At 64.8% G+C, this 16,976-nt stretch carries 13 protein-coding genes; 11 read left to right on the top strand and 2 right to left on the bottom strand.

The window, feature by feature from the left end; all coding sequences use genetic code 11:
• Complete coding sequence (locus CCS01_RS16895) at window positions 1-312, bottom strand: YggT family protein (protein ID WP_104519946.1); 312 nt, start codon at window positions 310-312, stop codon at window positions 1-3.
• Window positions 313-497: 185 nt separating this feature from the next.
• Here CCS01_RS16895 and CCS01_RS16890 point away from each other — a divergent pair, with 185 nt between their 5' ends.
• The 6 genes from CCS01_RS16890 to CCS01_RS16860 all read left to right on the top strand — a co-directional run bounded on the left by CCS01_RS16890 (window position 498) and on the right by CCS01_RS16860 (window position 9,845).
• The gene (locus tag CCS01_RS16890) at window positions 498-1,253 is read left to right on the top strand and encodes a TetR/AcrR family transcriptional regulator (RefSeq protein ID WP_239992201.1); all 756 of its coding nucleotides are present in this window, start codon (window positions 498-500) and stop codon (window positions 1,251-1,253) included.
• Window positions 1,254-1,649: 396 nt separating this feature from the next.
• Complete coding sequence (locus CCS01_RS16885) at window positions 1,650-2,207, top strand: DUF2852 domain-containing protein (RefSeq protein ID WP_239992200.1); 558 nt, start codon at window positions 1,650-1,652, stop codon at window positions 2,205-2,207.
• A gap of 243 nt (window positions 2,208-2,450) precedes the next feature.
• A complete protein-coding gene (locus CCS01_RS16880; RefSeq protein ID WP_104519943.1) occupies window positions 2,451-5,309 on the top strand; it encodes a 2-oxoglutarate dehydrogenase E1 component in 2,859 nt (952 codons plus the stop codon).
• A 47-nt stretch (window positions 5,310-5,356) separates the two neighbouring features.
• Complete coding sequence (gene odhB / locus CCS01_RS16875; RefSeq protein WP_104519942.1) at window positions 5,357-6,589, top strand: 2-oxoglutarate dehydrogenase complex dihydrolipoyllysine-residue succinyltransferase; 1,233 nt, start codon at window positions 5,357-5,359, stop codon at window positions 6,587-6,589.
• Window positions 6,590-6,601: 12 nt separating this feature from the next.
• Complete coding sequence (lpdA, locus tag CCS01_RS16870; protein ID WP_104519941.1) at window positions 6,602-7,993, top strand: dihydrolipoyl dehydrogenase; 1,392 nt, start codon at window positions 6,602-6,604, stop codon at window positions 7,991-7,993.
• A gap of 964 nt (window positions 7,994-8,957) precedes the next feature.
• The gene (locus tag CCS01_RS16860; RefSeq protein WP_104519939.1) at window positions 8,958-9,845 is read left to right on the top strand and encodes a DUF2272 domain-containing protein; all 888 of its coding nucleotides are present in this window, start codon (window positions 8,958-8,960) and stop codon (window positions 9,843-9,845) included.
• A 111-nt stretch (window positions 9,846-9,956) separates the two neighbouring features.
• Here CCS01_RS16860 and CCS01_RS16855 read toward each other — a convergent pair whose 3' ends face one another.
• Window positions 9,957-10,367, bottom strand: coding sequence for a rhodanese-like domain-containing protein (locus CCS01_RS16855; protein ID WP_104519938.1), 411 nt, complete (start codon window positions 10,365-10,367; stop codon window positions 9,957-9,959).
• Window positions 10,368-10,400: 33 nt separating this feature from the next.
• On the opposite strand from CCS01_RS16855, the gene CCS01_RS16850 reads away from it, so the two are divergent.
• The 5 genes from CCS01_RS16850 (at window position 10,401) to CCS01_RS16830 (ending at window position 16,965) form a co-directional block, all read left to right on the top strand.
• Window positions 10,401-11,420, top strand: a complete 1,020-nt coding sequence (locus tag CCS01_RS16850) for a cysteine synthase A (protein ID WP_104519937.1) — start codon at window positions 10,401-10,403, stop codon at window positions 11,418-11,420.
• 287 nt (window positions 11,421-11,707) lie between these two features.
• On the top strand, window positions 11,708-13,453 hold the full coding sequence (locus tag CCS01_RS16845; protein ID WP_158258449.1) for a PAS domain S-box protein: 1,746 nt from the start codon (window positions 11,708-11,710) through the stop codon (window positions 13,451-13,453).
• Window positions 13,450-13,845: a response regulator gene (locus CCS01_RS16840; RefSeq protein ID WP_104519935.1), complete on the top strand. Its 396-nt coding sequence runs from the start codon at window positions 13,450-13,452 to the stop codon at window positions 13,843-13,845. Before CCS01_RS16845 ends, CCS01_RS16840 begins: the two co-directional genes overlap by 4 nt.
• 374 nt (window positions 13,846-14,219) lie before the next feature.
• Window positions 14,220-16,010, top strand: a complete 1,791-nt coding sequence (gene argS / locus CCS01_RS16835) for an arginine--tRNA ligase (protein WP_104519934.1) — start codon at window positions 14,220-14,222, stop codon at window positions 16,008-16,010.
• A gap of 49 nt (window positions 16,011-16,059) precedes the next feature.
• Window positions 16,060-16,965 carry an SPOR domain-containing protein gene (locus tag CCS01_RS16830; RefSeq protein ID WP_104519933.1) on the top strand — a complete coding sequence of 302 codons (906 nt, stop codon included), beginning with the start codon at window positions 16,060-16,062 and terminating at the stop codon, window positions 16,963-16,965.
• The last annotated feature ends 11 nt before the right edge of the window (window positions 16,966-16,976 follow it).

Here is a 16,976-nt window from a genome sequence, read left to right as displayed (position 1 = left end):
TCAGAACAGCGGCCGCAACGTGCCCAGGATCAGCGCCTGATAGATGCTCGCCAGGACCATCCGGGCGGCCTGCAGCAAGAGTATGACGATGATTGGGCTGATATCGATGCTCCCGAAGTTAGGAAGCAAATTGCGAATCGGCCGCAGAGCCGGCTCGGTGATGCGATACAGAAAGTCACCGATGCTCCAAACGACGCGGTTGCGCGTGTCCAGAACCCCGAAGGCCGCCAGCATGCTGAACAGCGCCGCCAGGATGACGGCCCAGAGATATAGGCTGAGTAGCTCATCCAAGAGCCAAAACAGCGCACCCATAGGTAAGTACTCCAGATTCGAAAGCGGAACCTAACCGCGACGCCGCCATACCGCAACACTGCTGATCGACCTCAGGTTCGTGATTGCCGGTGTGTGAGGCAGTTCACAGATGGATCAGAGCCGTTGAATGATTATGTGGGCCTCGGCCGGTGGTGCCCCAACCCCGCGTGCCGAGGGGATCTCGATTGATCCTTGTCAACCCGGACCTGACTTGCCCGGCCGCTCTTGCGGCCGGGCCATTTTTTCATGTCCGCGGCGCTGGAACCGTTCAGGGAACCGATGTAAAATGTGTTTACATGAGTTGGTCTGGTTCCTCAAATGGCGGTTCAGGCCGCCGCGGCTATCATCACGGCAATCTGCGTGAAGCGTTGATCGACGCGGCGCTGGAACTGATAAGCGCCAAGGGGCCGGCCGGCTTCACAATTGCGGAAGCCGCCCGGTTGGCGGGCGTCAGCCCAGCCGCCCCATATCGGCACTTTCGCGACGCCGATGCCCTGTTGGCGGAGGTCGCCACGCGCGGTTTCGATCTTTTCGCGGCGCGTCTGGCCGAGGCCTGGAATGGTGGTCGTCCCAACCCGGGGCGCGCATTCGAGGATCTTGGACGGGCCTATCTGGCATTCGCCCGCCAGATGCCGGCCTATTACATAGCGATGTTCGATTCCCGTCTCGCGATGGACGTTCATCCCGGGATGCAGGCTGCGGGCGACCGGGCGTTCAATGTCTTGCGGGAAGCGGCAGACCAGGTCGCCGCGACACTGCCGCCGGAACGGCGCCCTCCGTCGCTGATGATGGCATTGCACGTCTGGGCCATGGCGCACGGAATCGCATCGCTGTTCGTGCGAACAGGCCCCTCCCGGCGCAAACTGCCCATGCCTGCGGAGGATTTGCTGGAGGCCGGCATCTTGATCTACCTGCAAAGCCTCGGCCTGGCCGGCGGTTGACACATTGGCGTTAAAAGCGCAGCGGGCTATTGCCTCTTCGTCATGGCCCGGCTCGTTTGGGCCACCCGTTCCAGCACTGTACCGCGACAGTTGGCGCGGACGAGCCGGGCCATGACGAAGAGGCAAGCATCGTGCCGCCGCCGCGCTATTTTAACGCCAATGCGGCGGTTGACAGCCACCGGCTTGCCGCGCCGGCAGCGATCGTCCCAGAGGTTCGACCCATTGGTTCGACGCCAGTTCCGCTGGACTGGGCACCGCGACGGCCTTCGATGACCAAGCTGCAGCGATGGATTCCCCCGGATGAACGCAGAGGACTTGATTTCACGTTTCCAAAGCTTGACGTCTCATTCCTTCGACCCTAATGTAAATGTGTCTTACATTCACATGAGGCCCTCAATGATGAGTGCTGCAAATCGTAACCCCTATGGTGATCGCGACTGGAACGGCAATCCTGCGTCAACCGGCTGGGGCGGTTCCCGGCAAGGTCCCTGGGCTCAGCAGTGGGATCAGCGGTCCAACGGGGCTGGGGCAGGTATTCCGCCGCCTTTCTGGTATCCGGCGGGTATGAGCCGCCCCGTTGCAATCGCCATCGTTGTCCTCGGCTTCATGTTCTGGTGGCCAGTGGGACTGGCTTTGTTACTCTATATGATTGGGAGTGGCCGTATGGGATGCTTAAGCCGCCGCGGCAGAGCCCGGGTTCAGAATTGGCAGGACGCCGGACCGTTCAGCACCTGGAAATCGTGGGCATGGGGAACCGATGGGTCCTCCGGCAATCATGCCTTCGACGAGTACAAGGCGGAAACGCTGCGCCGCCTGGAAGAGGAGCAGAAGGACTTCACCGCCTTCCTGGAACGCCTGCGCTTTGCCAAGGATAAGGCGGAGTTCGACCAGTTCATGGCGGAACGGCGCAATCGGTCGTCGTCTCCCCCGGCGGAGGAACAGCCTTCGACATGACGGGTGACTGATGATGGCTGCATAGCCATATCGTGCACCGTCTCGGCAATGTCCGGCGGCATCCCGTGTCGCCGGACATGTCTTTGTGTACAGGACGCTACCTCGCCTGCCTGCCGGCGACCATAAATTTCCCACAAAGTGTGGACATGCGGGGCGAACAACCCTGAAGTGACAATTCGGTCTTTGCGCAAATGGGCCGCTTCTCTAAGAGGCATGTGACGTACAGGTAAGGAATCGTAACAAATGGCAGGTATCGACATCCTGGCATCGGCCTTCAATGGTGCCAACGCCGCATTTCTGGCCGATTTGTACGCACGTTGGGCATCCAATCCATCCTCCGTCGATCCCAGCTTCGCCGATCTCTTTGCCGCCATGAACGATGAGGCGCGTGCCGTGCTGGAGGATGCAAGCGGCGCATCCTGGGCGCCCCGCCCGAGCCTCAGCTACGACGAGCAACCCGCCGCCGCCACGGCACCCGGCGGATTGTCCGCCGAGCAGGTCCGGGCCGCCACCATCTCATCGCTCCGCGCGTTGATGCTGATCCGGTCGTACCGTGTGCGCGGCCATCTCGAGGCCCGGCTGGATCCACTGGGCCTGCAGATTCCAGCGCCGCATCCGGAACTGGATCCGAAGTCGTATGGCTTCTCTGAAGCCGACATGGACAAGCCGATTTTCATCGACTACGTGCTCGGCAAGGAAACCGCCACGCTGCGTGAGATCCTGAAGATCCTCCGCGAGACGTATTGCGGCCCAATCGGCGTCGAATTCATGCACATCCAGGACCCGGAACAGAAGTCCTGGATCCAGCGCCGGGTCGAAGGCGCACCGTGGCATTCCACGCTGGACGCCGCGGAGAAGCGCACTATCCTGCACAGCCTGACCGAGGCCGAAGGATTCGAGGCGTTTTGCCAGAAGCGCTATGTGACCACCAAGCGGTTCGGCCTGGAAGGCGGCGAGGTCACGATCCCGGCGCTACGTGCCATGATCGAGACCGTTGCCGCAGCCGGCGTGGGCGAGATCGCAATAGGCATGCCGCACCGCGGCCGGTTGAACACGCTGGTCAACATCGTGAAGAAGCCTCTGATCGCGCTGTTCAGCGAATTCAGTGGTGAAAGCTTCAAGCCGGACGACGTGCAGGGATCGGGCGACGTGAAGTACCACCTCGGCACCTCCACGGATGTGGAGATCGGCGGACACACGGTGCACCTGTCGCTGCAACCCAACCCATCGCATCTCGAGGCCGTCGATCCGGTCGTGGTTGGCAAGGTCCGGGCGCGCCAGGACTGGGCGGGCGACACAAAGAAGCGCGGCTCGGTCATGGCTATCCTGATGCATGGCGACGCGGCGTTCGCCGGCCAGGGGCTGGTGTACGAGACCCTGGCCATGAGCCAACTCATTGGCTATCGGACGGGTGGCACGATCCATCTGATCGTCAACAACCAGATTGGCTTCACCACTGTTCCCGCACATGCTTACTCCGGTCTGTATTGCACCGATGTCGCGAAGTCGATCCAGGCGCCGATCCTGCACGTCAACGGCGACGATCCCGAGGCGGTGATATTCTGCGCCCGGATGGCGGCCGAGTACCGCATGAAGTTCGCCAGCGATATCGTACTGGACATCGTCTGCTACCGGCGGCACGGCCACAACGAAACCGACGAGCCGGCCTTCACCCAGCCGTTGATGTACAAGGCCATCAACCGGACGAAGACAACGCGTGCCCTGTATGCGGAGAAACTGGCAGCGGAAGGCACTGTTTCCGCCGAGGATGCACAAGGTATGCTGGACGCAGTCACCAGAACCTTGGAAGAGGCCAACGCGGCGGCGAAATCCTACAAGCCAAACAAGGCGGATTGGCTGGAGGGACACTGGGCGGGCTTCACGCCGGTCGATCAGCAGGAAGTGGAACTGACGGAAGAGCCGACCGAGGTCCCGGCCGGCACGCTCAGGAAGATCGGCGCCGCCTTGTCCCACGTGCCGGACGGCTTCAACGTCAATCCCAAGATAGCCCGTCAGCTTGAGGCCAAGGCGGAAGCGTTCGAAAGCGGCCAGGGCATCGACTGGGCAACCGGCGAGGCGCTGGCTTTCGGCAGCCTGCTGCTGGAGGGGAGTCGTATCCGGTTGTCCGGCGAAGACACGCAGCGTGGCACGTTCAGCCAACGCCATGCCGTGCTGATCGACCAGTTGAACCAGAACGAATACACACCGCTGAACAACATTGCTCCCGACCAGGCGAAGATCGAGATTTACAATTCGCTTCTGTCGGAGGCCGGCGTGCTGGGGTTCGAATATGGCTACTCGCTGGCCGATCCCCGCACCCTGGTGCTGTGGGAGGCGCAATTTGGCGATTTTGCCAATGGTGCCCAGGTGATCATCGATCAGTTCCTGGCCAGTGGTGAAACCAAGTGGTTGCGCATGTCCGGTCTCGTGCTGCTGCTGCCGCATGGCTTTGAAGGGCAGGGCCCGGAACATTCGTCCGCCCGGATCGAGCGCTATCTGCAGCTCTGTGCGGAGCGCAATATGTATGTATGCAACCTCACGACGCCGGCAAATTATTTCCATGCCTTGCGCCGCCAGGTGCATCGTAACTTCCGCAAGCCACTGGTCGTGTTCGAGCCGAAATCGTTGCTGCGGCACAAGCTGGCGGTTTCGTCACTCGAGGACATGTCCGACGGCACCCGGTTCCAGTACGTGATCCCTGAGATCGACGAAATCCTGCCCCCCGATCAAGTGCGCCGCGTCGCAATCTGCTCCGGCAAGGTCTACTATGACCTTCTGGCCGAGCGCCGGTCCAAGGAGATCAAGGATATCGCCCTGGTCCGGCTGGAGCAGATCTATCCGTTCCCGGAGAACTCGCTGGCCCATGCCTTGGCCCCATATCCCAATGCCGACGTCGTCTGGTGCCAGGAAGAGCCCGAGAACATGGGGGCGTGGAACTTCGTCGACCGGCGCATCGAGAAGGTACTCAGCCGCCTGGACATGAGGGTCAGGCGGCCGGTCTATGTGGGACGTGAAGCCGCGGCGAGCCCGGCCACCGGACTGGTTCGCACGCATATGGCTGAACAGTCGCGACTAGTGGCAACTGTGCTCGGTATCGGCTAGACCCCTCTGCCGTTCGATATAGCGCCTGACTCTTGAGAGGTACTGCCGTGGCGACCGAGATCCTAGTGCCCGCGCTGGGCGAAAGCGTGACCACTGCGACCATTGCTCGCTGGATGAAGCAGCAAGGTGACGCTGTGGCGGCCGATGAGCCCCTGGTGGAACTCGAGACCGACAAGGTGACGGTCGAGGTGAATGCGCCGTCCGCCGGCGTCCTGTCCTCGATTGTTGTGCCTGAAGGCACGGAAGTCGAAGTCGGCGCGGTATTGGGCCTGGTTGTTCCGGCTGATGCGTCCACCCAGGCACAACCGGCCAGGCCAGCCGCCAATCCGCCCGCTGGCATCAATCCGCCGCCGCGGCCTTTGGGACCGGTGTCCCGGCCGGCGGCGTCGGAGCCGGTTCACGCACCCTTGCCAGCGGCCGCGAAGCTTCTCGCCGACAACCAGATCGCTGCGGGCGATGTTGGTGCCGGTACCGGCAAGGATGGGCGCATTACCAAAGGCGACGTGCTGGGTTTCCTGAACCGCCCGGCTCCGGCCCCTGCGTCTGTTCCGGTCGCGAAGGGGCCACGCCAGGATGAGCCAGGCGAGCAGCGGGTGAAGATGACGCGCCTGCGTCGCACGATTGCGCTGCGCCTCAAGGAAGCGCAGAACAACGCGGCGATGCTGACCACCTTCAACGAGGTGGACATGAGCGCGATCATGGCGCTCCGCAGTGAATACCGCGACGCTTTCGAGAAGAAGCACAAGGGCGTCCGCCTCGGTTTCATGAGCGTGTTCGTCCGCGCCTGCTGCGTGGCGCTGAAGGAGTTCCCGGCCGTCAACGCCGAAATCGATGGCGACGACATCGTCTACAAGAACTTCGTCCACATGGGGATCGCGGTCGGCGGCCCGTCCGGACTGGTCGTGCCGGTCATTCGCGACGCGGACAAGCTCGGTTTTGCAGGCATCGAGGCCGCGATTACCGACTTCGGCCGGCGCGCGCGGGATGGCGCGCTGAAGCTGGAGGAGCTGACGGGCGGCACGTTCAGCATCACCAACGGTGGCATCTATGGCTCCCTGTTGTCGACGCCCATCCTGAACCCGCCGCAGTCGGCAATCCTGGGCATGCACAAGATCCAGGATCGACCTGTCGTTGCCGGCGGCAAGATCGAGATCCGGCCGATGATGTACCTGGCCCTCAGCTACGATCATCGCATCGTCGACGGAAAGGAAGCGGTATCATTCCTGGTCCGTGTCAAGGAAGGCGTCGAGGACCCCCGCCGCCTGTTGCTGGACCTTTAGGAGCCGACGGCAATGAGTGATTCCTTTGACGTCATTGTTGTTGGCTCCGGCCCTGGCGGTTATGTCTGCGCGATCCGGGCCGCACAGCTTGGCCTGAAAGTCGCCTGCGTCGAGAAGCGCGGGACGTTGGGTGGCACCTGCCTGAATATCGGCTGCATCCCGTCCAAGGCCCTGCTGCAGTCCTCGGAAGAGTTCGAAAAAGCCAAACATGCGCTCAAGGACCATGGTGTGCTCATCGATGGCCTGGAGCTAGATCTTGCCCGCATGCAGGCGCGCAAGTCCGAGGTTGTAGCCGCCAACACCAAAGGCGTCGAATTCCTGTTCCGCAAGAACAAAGTTGCCTGGTTGAAAGGTACCGGGCGCATTACTGCTCCCGGCACCGTGGATGTCGATGGCAAGGCTTACGCGGCAAAAAGTATTGTCATAGCCACCGGCAGTGAAAGCGTGCCCCTGCCTGGTGTCGTCGTGGACGAGAAGCAGATCGTTACGTCGACCGGCGCGTTGGAGCTGGACAAGGTGCCCGGCCACCTCGTGGTGATCGGCGGTGGCGTCATCGGACTGGAACTGGGCAGTGTCTGGCGCCGCCTAGGCGCGGACGTCACGGTCGTGGAGTTCCTTGATCGTATCGTACCGGGCATGGACAATGAGATTGCCGGAGCATTTCAGCGCATCCTGCAGAAGCAGGGACTCAGGTTCAGGCTGGGCATGAAAGTCACCAGCGCCAGTGTAGCGGAAAATGGCGTCAGACTGGTGGTGGAACCGGCGGCAGGCGGTGCAGAGGAAACGATCTCCGCCGATATCGTGCTGGTCTCCATCGGCCGGCGTCCCTATACCAGCGGCCTTGGCCTGGAGGATGTCGGCGTCGCGCTGGACGACCGTGGGCGAGTCAAGGTCGATGCGCACTATGAAACGAATGTTCCGGGCATCTATGCCATTGGCGATGTGATCGCAGGCCCGATGCTGGCGCACAAAGGCGAGGATGAGGGTGTTGCGGTCGCTGAAATCCTTGCTGGCCAGACGGGACATGTGAACTACAATGCGATCCCGGGCGTTGTCTATACATGGCCGGAGGTTGCCTCGGTAGGTCAGACCGAAGAAGAGCTGAAGGCCGGTGGCATTGCCTATACTGTCGGCAAGTTTCCGTTTTCGGCGAACGGACGTGCCCGGGCGATGGGCGACATAGACGGGTTTGTGAAGATCCTGGCGGATAAGACGACAGACCGTCTGCTTGGGGCGCACGTGATCGGGCCGGATGCAGGCACGCTCATTGCCGAACTGACAACGGCAATCGAATTCGGTGCGTCCGCGGAGGACGTGGCGCGAATTTGCCACGCCCACCCGACCTTGAGCGAAGCGGTAAAGGAAGCTGCTCTGGCAGTTGAAGGCCGCGCTCTCCATATTTGAACAACGGGATCTACAGCAGACCTCAGGTCGGTTGAGACAGGGCGACGCGGCGTGAGCCGCGCATCGGGCGTGGGGTGTGGTGCGGACCCGGATAGGGCGGGGCGGATTTGCCTCCGCAATCAAGCGAACACGGAGTTCCACGGGGTTTGCACGGAGCTCCGCAGAGTCTTCCGGGACGCCCGCAACATGGTCACCCCTGTGGCCGCCTCTGTGGCCGCGTCCGATGACTTCATGCGCTTCGCGCGAAGCGCGATATCCACGTCCTCCGTGAAACTCGGTGCGAACCCCGTGTCAGCCTGATTGCTGCCGGTGAAATCAGCACCGGCCATGACAGTGTGAGCCACGGCTGCCGCGGATCGTTTCCGGGATCTGTGCATCCGGTAGGGACAAGCTGCATGGGCGCTGACTTCAGAGAGACAGGGCCAGGTCCGTTACCTCACCGTCATGGTCGGGCGTGTCCCGGCCATCTGCGCTTCGACGGCGGGGGGGTAGATGGCCGGGACACGCCCGGCCATGACGATAAGGCGACGACCATGCCCTGTTCCCCATTTAGGTTAGCGCCAATGGGGACGAGCCGGGCCATGACGATGAAGACAGGCCGCCTGTGCGTCCCAACCGGCCTGCGGTCCGCTTTAGAATTGCTGATGAAACCGGCTTCCGCATCGGCGGCCGGGTTGGTCGCAACCTGCTCTTGCGGCTCAGCCTGCGGCAAACCAACGCCGACCCGCGTGTGCCGTCGCGACGGGCGGATGATGAAATTGCGCCAGACGATTTTCGGTGGCTTCCGCTCCATGGAGCGGGCGATGGAGTTCGCGGTGATCCGCTCGCCGCTGCCGGCGGCGCGGCAGCAGGGTCGTTGGTATTGCCTCTGTTCTGAAGCGCGAATGCCCTGCGTGCGATCACGAGCATGGCATTGCGTTCCGAGCAGGCGTAACAGGATCCCGCCGATCAACCTGCCAGGCCCATGAACCCCGAACATCGCGCCACCAACCGCCTGCCGTGGCCAGGCATCCGCCGCGCGGCTCGCCTGGCACTACTCCCAATTCTGTTCCTGCTGACCGCCTGCATGGGGAAGCCAATGCCCGACGCTCATGTGCCGCCTTTCGCCAAGGTTCCGTTCCAGCCGTTTTCCCGTCAGGCCGTCGTCGCCATCGCGCTGCGGGAATGGCGCCTGTTCGGCCGGACCATGGCGGACCCCGAGGCGGAAGCCGATCGCACCATCAAGCCGGAACGCGAGCAGGGCCTGTGGCAGCGCGTCGGCGAATATTGGTGGCTCGGCCTCAACGCGGGCTCGGCGGAAAGCGACTGGACCGGCAAGCATGACGGGCATGGCGTGGTGTTCCCGCCGGATATGGATGGCGACTACGCCTGGTCCGCCGCGTTCGTTTCCTACGTCATGCGCATCGCCGGCGCCGGGCGGCGCTTTCCGTATTCCGCCGATCATGCCGACTACATCAACGCGGCGAAAAAGATGACGCTCGGCCAGGCGACCGGCTGGCTGGTGGCAGCCGAACGGGTGCAGGACTACGCGCCGCGCCCGGGCGACCTCGTCTGCTTCGGCCGCGGCGCCGCCCGGGGGCTGCGCTACGAGGACCTGCCGACGCCCGGGCTGTTCACCTCGCACTGCGATATCGTTGTCGATACCTCGGTGCCCGGCCGGATCGCGGTCATCGGCGGCAACGTGCAGGATTCGGTGACGATGAATTACGTGCCGGTGACGGCGGACGGCAAGCTCGCGGCGCCCGAGGGCGTCGTGCTGGATACCCGGTTCCCGTGGATGACGGTGCTGCGGCTGCTGGTCGATGAGGAGGGCCCGGCCCACGTCGCGGCCGCTGATCAGGCACGGCGGTAACCCGCGGCGCGAGAGCGGTCCCGCCGTGGCCGGGAACGCTCTCGATCGGTCCTGGTGGACGACGGCATCCGCCGGGGGCTCGCCTGGCGATCCGGCCAGGCTGATCCAGCTCTACGGCTGCCGCCACGGCAGCCCGTCGGCCTTCCATCCGGCGGTGACGCCGCGATGGCCCTGGCGGTCGGACGGACCCTCGAACCCGTCGGCGACGTTATAGACGTTGGGGAATCCCGCCGCCTTCGCCGCCTCGGCCGCCGCCATGCTGCGCGCGCCGCTGCGGCAGATGAAATAGAGGTGGTGGTCCGGCGTCAGGCCGGCATCCGCCAGTTGCTCGGTGAAGGCGTCGTTCCGCCGCATGCCCGGATAGGTCTGCCACGGGATCAGCACGGTTTTCTTTCCGGCCTGGCTCAGGTCGGGCACGCCGACGAACGCCCATTCCGCTTCCGTGCGCACATCGACCAGCTGCGCCTCTGGATTGCCGGCCAGGGCATCCCAGGTCTGTTTCGGCACGACATTCTCAACCATACTGACGGCTCCGCTGGGGAAAGAGAGGTCCAAATGACTGCCCTATATCACGGCACCACCTGGCAGGAAGACCTGGCCGAGGCCATCGGCAACACGCCGCTGATCCGCCTGCGACGGGCGTCCGAGGCAACCGGCTGCACCATCCTGGGCAAGGCCGAGTTCATGAACCCCGGCGGCTCCGTCAAGGACCGCGCCGCTTTGGCGATCATACGCGACGCCGAGGAGCGCGGCACGCTGAAGGCCGGCGGCACGATCGTCGAGGGCACCGCCGGCAACACCGGCATCGGCCTGACCCTGGTGGGCAATGCCCGCGGCTACCGCTGCGTCATCGTCATGCCCGAAACCCAGTCGCAGGAGAAGATCGACACCCTGCGCATGATCGGCGCCGACTTGCGGCTGGTGCCGGCGAAGCCGTTCCGGGACCCGGAGAATTATGTGCATGTCTCCCGCCGCCTGGCCGAGCAGATGGCGATCGACACCGGCAACGCCATCTGGGCCAACCAGTTCGACAACCTGGCGAACCGCGAAGGGCACCGGATAACCACCGGGCCGGAGATCTGGGACCAGACCGGCGGCCAGGTCGATGCCTTCACCTGCGCCTGCGGCACCGGCGGCACGCTGGCCGGGGTCTCGCTGGCGCTGAAGGAGCGCAAGCCGGATGTGCGCATCGTACTGGCGGACCCGCACGGCAGCGGGCTGCATGGCTGGGTCAAGAGCAACGACCTGACCGTCGAGGGGTCGTCCATCACCGAAGGTATCGGACAGTCGCGCGTGCCGGAGAACCTGAAGGACGCGGCGATCGACGACGCCGAACGCATTCCGGACGCGGAAGCGCTGACGTGGATCTATGAAGTCCTGATCCATGAGGGTCTGTCCGTCGGCACCTCCAGCGGCATCAACATCGCCGCCGCGGTCCGGGTGGCGCGGACCCTGGGGCCGGGCCATACGGTGGTGACCATCTTGTGCGACGGCGGGTCCCGGTACCAGTCGAAACTGTTCAACCCCGAATTCCTTCGCGGCAAGGGATTGCCGGTGCCCGACTGGCTGGGGTGAGAGTGGGGTCCATCACCCGGCGCCTGGCGCCGGCATGGTGGTCCCGGGAGCAGCGGACACTGCGTTTTGTTGCGGAATGATATTGCTCAGGGCGTACCGACAGGCTATTGGCAGGCACGGTCCCGGACACATGAAAACAAGGTAACAGGTTGCATTGTCTAATGTCGAACAACCTATTGGATTGCGATCTGCACATTGACGTTGAATAGTTGTGGTAGCCCTGCCGCCACCTACTTAAGATGATCACCTTACGTCGGCAAACGCGGAGCGTGGCGTCGGCAACGACAATGCAGCATGTCTGGAAACGTCACTGGTCTTTTCGTTACGGTGTTGCTGTAACCATCTTCGTTCTCGCCGCCGCGTTGCGACTGTTTCTCGAGGCTCGCTACGGCGCCATACCGCCCTATCTGACGTTCTACCCCGCCACCATAATCGCCGCAGTCGTTTGCGGCGCCGGCCCTGGCGTTTTCATCACGGTGCTTTCAGCCGCCTTCGAGGCGATATGCCTGCTCGAGCCAAGAGGCGGTTTCGCGATCGAGCGCCCGTCGGACGCTATCGCACTGGTCGTGTTCGTCGTCATGGGCCTGTTGATCTGCGCCATGGCCGGCGCCCTGCAACGGATCAAGGAACGGGAACACAGGCTGATCCAGCGGGCGCTGCGCGACAGCGAGGACCGTTATCGCCTGGTGATCACGAGCGTGAAGGACTATGCGATCTTCATGCTCGATCCGCAGGGCCGCGTCGCGACCTGGAACGCCAGTGCGCAGCGGATCAAGGGCTGGACCGCGGAGGAAGCCGTCGGGCATGATTTCTCTCTGCTGTTTCCTCAAGAAGTCGCGCAGGCCGGCCGCCCCCTGGAGGTGCTGAGGCTTGCCGCGGCCGAGGGCGGTTTTCATGAGGAAGCCGAGCGTGTGCGCAAGGATGGCTCGCGCTTCTGGGCCGACGTCTCGATCACGCCGCTTTACGACGAGAGCGGCCGACTGACCGGTTATGCCAACATCCTGCGCGACATCAGCGAGCGGAAACAGGCGACGCGGGAGATGGCGGAAAGCCGGTCGCGCCTGGCCGGCGTCGTCGACTCCGCCATGGATGCGATCATCACCGTCGATGAGGACCAGCGCATCGTGCTGTTCAACGCGGCCGCCGAGGCGATGTTCGGCTGTCCGGCAAAGCAGGCGCTTGGCGGTCCGCTCGGCCAGTTCATTCCACCGCGCTTCCGCGAGGCGCATGCCGGCCATGTCCGCGGCTTCGCGGAAACCGGCGTCACCAGCCGGGCGATGGGAAAGCTCGGCACCCTGTACGGAGTCAGGCGCAGCGGCAAGGAGTTCCCGATCGAGGCGTCGATCTCGCAGGCCAGCGTGGACGGGCGGAAACTGTTCACCGTGATCCTGCGCGACATCACCGAGCGCAAGCGGGCGGACGAGCATCAGTCGCTGCTGCTGAGCGAGCTTGTGCATCGGGTCAAGAACACGCTTTCGGTGGTGCAGTCCATTGCCGCCCAGACGCGCCGTTCCACCGCGCCGGAACAGTTCTACGACACATTCGCCGGACGCCTGGCGGCACTCGGCGCGGCCCATGACCTGCTGACCCGCTCGGAATGGGAAGGGGCCTGGCTTGCCGACGTCATCCGCATCGGCCTGCAGCCCTACGCCGTGTCTGACGTGGCCGAGCGCTGGACAATGGATGGCCCGGCCATCTGGCTCGCGCCAAACGAGGCGGTGACGCTGAGCCTCGCGTTCCATGAGCTGACGACGAACGCCGCCAAGTACGGCGCGCTGTCCGGCGTCAACGGCACGATTGCGATCCGCTGGCAGGTGCAGCCCGACGGCGAACCGGGGGAACTGGCCATTCATTGGCGCGAGCATGGCGGCCCGGTTGTCGTGACTCCGTCCCGGCGCGGCTTCGGATCGCGGCTGCTCGAACGGGCCATTGCGCATGAGCTTGGTGGCGAAACGCAAATGCATTTCGATCCGGCGGGTGCACAATGCCGGTTCCGGATTCCGCTTTCTCCAAGGATCAGGAGGCAGCCATGAATGCAACGCCGCCGGATGACAGGCTGGCCATTCTTGTCGTCGACGACGAAACCCTGATCGCGATGCTGCTGGAGGATCTGCTGCTTGATCTCGACTGCACCGTCGTGGGGCCTGCCAGCACGGTCGCTCAGTCGCTGGCGCTGGTCGAGAATGGCGGCGGAACGCTTGACGGTGCGCTGCTGGATATCAACCTGCGCGGCGAACTGGTGTATCCCGTGGCCGACGTGCTGGCAGCGCGCGGCGTGCCGTTCGTGTTCATAACCGGCAACGCGCAGCATGGAATCGATCCCCGCTATGCCGCCATACCGGCCCTGGCCAAGCCGTTTTCCAATGATACAATCAGCGACGTCGTCGAAAGCTTCAGGGAGCGCCGCGCGCGGGTGGGAGGCTGATTGGCCGTGATGGCGACCGCCGGGGTCCAGATCGTCATGGCCCGGCATGTCCCCATCGGCGCTGACTTATTAATGAGACGGCCAAACAGCGACCATCCCCAACCGTCATGCCGGGCGAAGGCCCGGCATCCACGCCTTGCGGTGCTGATCCCGGCAGAGGCGTGGATGGTGGGCCTGCGCCACCATGACGTTGTAGCAACGGTGGTGCCACTGGCCGCTTAAGTTAGCGTCTATGCGGCATGCCCGGCCATGACGGGAACGGCGGCCGGTGCGTCCCAACCGACCTGTGGTCTGCTGTACCGGACGCCGGCGGATTCCCGAGCGGGGTAACTCGCCATCGACCCACGCCCCCGTTCCGCGCTAACACCCGCGCCATGAACCCCACCGACCTCTACGCCCACCTGCGCCAGACCGTCCTCGACGCCCTGGCCGCCACCATCCCCGACCTTCCGCCGCAGGTCGCCGCGCGGGTCGAAATCAGCCCGGCCAAGGACCCCGCCCACGGCGACATGGCCACCAACGCCGCCATGGTCTCGGCCAAGGCCGCCCGCCAGCCGCCGGCGAAGATTGCCGCCGCCCTGGTCCAGCACCTGAAAGCCGCCCCCGGGATCGCCGCCGCCGAAGCCGCCGGCCCCGGCTTCGTCAACCTCCGCCTGAAGCCCGACGCCTTCCGTGCCCTGTTGCCGGCGATCCTGACGGCCGGCGAGTCCTATGGCGACGGGACCACAGGCGCCGGCACGAAGATCAACATCGAGTACGTCTCCGCCAACCCCACCGGCCCGATGCATATCGGCCACTGCCGCGGCGCCGTCGTCGGCGACGCCCTGGCCAACCTGCTCGCCAAGGCCGGCTACGCAGTCACCAAGGAGTACTACATCAACGACGCCGGCGCCCAGGTCACCGCCCTCGCCTGGGCCGCCTACTGGCGCTACCTCCAGGCCATCGGCTCGCCGATGACCGAGGCCGAGTTTTCCGACGAAGTCCCCGGCGGCCTGCAATACCGCGGCGAGTACCTGATCGACGTCGGCAAGGCGCTGGCGCACAAGTATCAGGCCTCCTTCGCCACCCCCGACCTCGGCATCGCCTCGCCCGAGCTATGGCTCGACACCGTGCGCGACTTCACCATCGACGCCATGATGGCCGAGATCCGCGAGGACCTCCGCCTGCTCGGCGTGCGGCAGGACGTGTTCAGTTCCGAGCGCAACCTCGTCGCCACCGGCGCCGCCGACGCGGTGATCGAAAAGCTCCACGCCGACGGCCTGATCTACGAAGGCATCCTCGACCCGCCCAAGGGCAAGGCGCCCGAGGACTGGGAACCCCGCCCGCAGACCCTGTTCCGCTCCACCGGCTTCGGCGACGACGTCGATCGGCCGCTGCGCAAGTCCGACGGCAGCAACACGTATTTCGCCAACGACATCGCCTATCACGCCGACAAGATCGCGCGCGGCTACGACGCCCTGATCGACGTCCTCGGGGCCGATCACGGCGGCTACGTGGCGCGCATGCGGGCCGCCGTCCGCGCGCTGTCGCAGGATGCCGTCCGGTTCGACGCCGTGCTCTGCCAGATCGTGCACATCGTCAAGGGCGGCGAACCGGTGCGCATGTCCAAACGCGCCGGCAGCTATGTCACCCTGCGCGACCTGCTGGATGAAGTCGGCAAGGACGCCGTCCGCTTCACCATGCTGACCCGCAAGGCCGACGCGCAGATGGAGTTCGACCTCGACGTCGTGCTGGCGACCACCCGCGACAACCCGGTGTTCTACGTCCAGTACGCCCACGCCCGCTGCCGCTCGGTCCTGCGCGCCGCGGCCGAGATGTTCGCCGCCGACACGGTGACCGACCAGGCGCTGGCCGGCGTCCCGCTGGACACGTTGGACAGCGAGCCGGAACTGACCGTGATCCGCCGCCTGGCCCTGTGGCCGCGCACCGTGGAAAGCGCGGCTTCCGCAAGAGAACCGCATCGAATTGCATTTTTTCTCTATGACTTGGCGAGCGACTTTCATATGCTGTGGAACCGAGGGAAGGACGACACGACGCTACGATTCCTCCAGGCCGACCAGCCCGTGGCGACGCGGGCGCGATTGGCTTTGGTGGCGGCAACGGCTGTCGTTATTCGATCCGGCCTCGCAGTGATGGGCGTTCAACCAGTCGAAGAAATGCGCTGACAGCCGGCTGTCTCGCCGGCCAGCGGCCCAGCGGGAAAGACACGGAACAGTGGTAGACGATCTCAGCATTCCCAGGCCCGGCATACGCACCACCACCACCACGACCACCATCACCGCGCGCTCCGGCCGCTACGGCGCGCGGCAGCAGGTGGCCAGGCCGGGGATGGACCCGGATGTGCGCCGCATGGCGCTGTTCGCGGGCGGCATCGGCACCGTGCTGGCCGTGCTGATCGGGATCTCCACCCTGACCGGCCGGCACAGCGGCGAAATCCCCGTGGTGAGCGCCGATGCGCGCCCGGTCCGCGTGAAGCCGGCCGATCCGGGCGGGATGAAGATCGACGCCGCCGAGAACGACGTTTTCTCCGGCGGCTCGGACACCGCCAAGGCCAGGCTCGGCCCGGTGGCGGAGACCCCGGATACCGCCGCCCTGCGCACCGCCGTCACCGACGCTCCCCCGGCCGACGAGGCGTCATCCGCTGCCGCCCCTGCGTCCGTCGTCCAGGCCGCACCCAAGGCACCGCCGGCGTCCGTCGTGCAGAGCCTATCCAAGGCCTCGCTGACTCCCGCCGTGCAGCACATGTCCAAAGCCTCCCCTGCGCCCGCCGTCCAGGCCACAGCACCCAAGGCATCGCCCGCGACCGTCGTGCAGAGCACGCCCAAGGCGCAGGCTGCGATATCCAGGCCGGTCGCGACGTCCGCTCCGGCGGGCCACGGCGCGACGGTGCAACTGGCGGCGCTGACCACCGAACAGGGCGCCCGGACCGAGTGGCAACTGCTGGTGAAGCGGATGCCGGAGCTGCTGGCCAGCCGCCAGCCCAGCTTCTCCCACGTCGAGCACGACAGGCACACGTTCTGGCGGTTGCGGACGTCCGGTTTCGCCGACGTCGCCCAGGCGCGCAGCTTCTGCGACAAGGTGCGGGCCAAGGGCGGCGGCTGTACAGTGACGGAATTCTGACCTGGCTACCC

Source organism: Rhodopila globiformis (assembly GCF_002937115.1).
Taxonomy (GTDB): domain Bacteria; phylum Pseudomonadota; class Alphaproteobacteria; order Acetobacterales; family Acetobacteraceae; genus Rhodopila; species Rhodopila globiformis.
This window is presented reverse-complemented; position numbering and strand designations above follow the sequence as displayed.

Bases quoted from the DNA above. Each gene is read 5' to 3' on its own strand.
- CCS01_RS16895 (WP_104519946.1), bottom strand. From the start codon at position 312: ATGGGTGCGCTGTTTTGGCTCTTGGATGAGCTACTCAGCCTATATCTC.
- lpdA (WP_104519941.1), top strand. From the start codon at position 6,602: ATGAGTGATTCCTTTGACGTCATTGTTGTTGGCTCCGGCCCTGGCGGT.
- CCS01_RS16840 (WP_104519935.1), top strand. From the start codon at position 13,450: ATGAATGCAACGCCGCCGGATGACAGGCTGGCCATTCTTGTCGTCGAC.
- CCS01_RS16860 (WP_104519939.1), top strand. From the start codon at position 8,958: ATGAACCCCGAACATCGCGCCACCAACCGCCTGCCGTGGCCAGGCATC.
- CCS01_RS16845 (WP_158258449.1), top strand. From the start codon at position 11,708: ATGCAGCATGTCTGGAAACGTCACTGGTCTTTTCGTTACGGTGTTGCT.
- argS (WP_104519934.1), top strand. From the start codon at position 14,220: ATGAACCCCACCGACCTCTACGCCCACCTGCGCCAGACCGTCCTCGAC.
- CCS01_RS16855 (WP_104519938.1), bottom strand. From the start codon at position 10,367: ATGGTTGAGAATGTCGTGCCGAAACAGACCTGGGATGCCCTGGCCGGC.
- CCS01_RS16880 (WP_104519943.1), top strand. From the start codon at position 2,451: ATGGCAGGTATCGACATCCTGGCATCGGCCTTCAATGGTGCCAACGCC.
- CCS01_RS16850 (WP_104519937.1), top strand. From the start codon at position 10,401: ATGACTGCCCTATATCACGGCACCACCTGGCAGGAAGACCTGGCCGAG.
- CCS01_RS16885 (WP_239992200.1), top strand. From the start codon at position 1,650: ATGATGAGTGCTGCAAATCGTAACCCCTATGGTGATCGCGACTGGAAC.